Origin of the sequence: Cryptosporangium japonicum, assembly GCF_039524755.1 — a bacterium.
Classification (GTDB): Bacteria; Actinomycetota; Actinomycetes; order Mycobacteriales; family Cryptosporangiaceae; genus Cryptosporangium; species Cryptosporangium japonicum.
The window spans coordinates 1-1,397 of record NZ_BAAAGX010000056.1; the positions used below are offsets into that span (position 1 = coordinate 1).

The window sequence follows — 1,397 nt, forward strand, 5'->3', positions numbered from 1 at the left end:
GCCCGGGTTAGACATCCAATACGACCAGAGTGGTATTTCAACGATGACTCCACGAACACTGGCGTGCCCGCTTCACAGTCTCCCACCTATCCTACACAAGCCGAATCGAACACCAATACCAAGCTATAGTAAAGGTCCCGGGGTCTTTCCGTCCTGCCGCGCGTAACGAGCATCTTTACTCGTAGTGCAATTTCGCCGAGCCTGTGGTTGAGACAGTAGGAAAGTCGTTACGCCATTCGTGCAGGTCGGAACTTACCCGACAAGGAATTTCGCTACCTTAGGATGGTTATAGTTACCACCGCCGTTTACTGGCGCTTAAGTTCTCAGCTTCGCCCTTACGGACTAACCGGTCCCCTTAACGTTCCAGCACCGGGCAGGCGTCAGTCCGTATACATCGTCTTACGACTTCGCACGGACCTGTGTTTTTAGTAAACAGTCGCTTTCCCCTGGTCTCTGCGGCCATACAACGCTCCCCCAGCAAGTGGGATCACGTCTCCGGCCCCCCTTCTCCCGAAGTTACGGGGGTATTTTGCCGAGTTCCTTAACCACAGTTCGCTCGATCGCCTTGGTATTCTCTACCTGACCACCTGTGTCGGTTTAGGGTACGGGCCGCTCGGATCTCGCTAGAGGCTTTTCTCGGCAGCATAGGATCACTCACTTCGCCACAACGGCTCCCCATCAGGTCTCAGACCATATGAACCACGGATTTGCCAATGGTTCGTCCTACACCCTTAGCCCGGCACCACCATTCACCGGGATGAGCTACCTTCCTGCGTCACCCCATCGCTTGACTACTACCACCCGGGATCCCAGCCGCCGGCGTATCGGTCCGAAGACCTCCACACCATTGGGTGGTTAGCACAAAGTGGGTTCATCATGGGCGATCCTTCGCGGGTACGGGAATATCAACCCGTTGTCCATCGACTACGCCTGTCGGCCTCGCCTTAGGTCCCGACTCACCCTGGGCGGATTAGCCTGGCCCAGGAACCCTTGGTCATTCGGCGGACGGGTTTCTCACCCGTCATTCGCTACTCATGCCTGCATTCTCACTCGCACGACGTCCACCACTGGGTTACCCCGCAGCTTCCTCCGTCGTACGACGCTCCCCTACCCATCCACACATCCAACACCAGTCCCGCAGGAATTGGAGCCAGACTATTCGTGTAAATGCCTCAGCTTCGGCGGTGTACTTGAGCCCCGCTACATTGTCGGCGCGGAATCACTTGACCAGTGAGCTATTACGCACTCTTTAAAGGGTGGCTGCTTCTAAGCCAACCTCCTGGTTGTCTCTGCGACTCCACATCCTTTCCCACTTAGCACACGCTTAGGGGCCTTAGCTGGAGATCTGGGCTGTTTCCCTCTCGACTACGAAGCTTATCCCCCGCAGTCTCACTGCC

1 rRNA gene is annotated in these 1,397 nt (G+C 56.3%); it reads right to left on the bottom strand.

The annotated features are described in order from the left end of the window. Positions 1 to 1,397 (bottom strand): 23S ribosomal RNA (locus ABD437_RS42905); the annotation flags it as partial.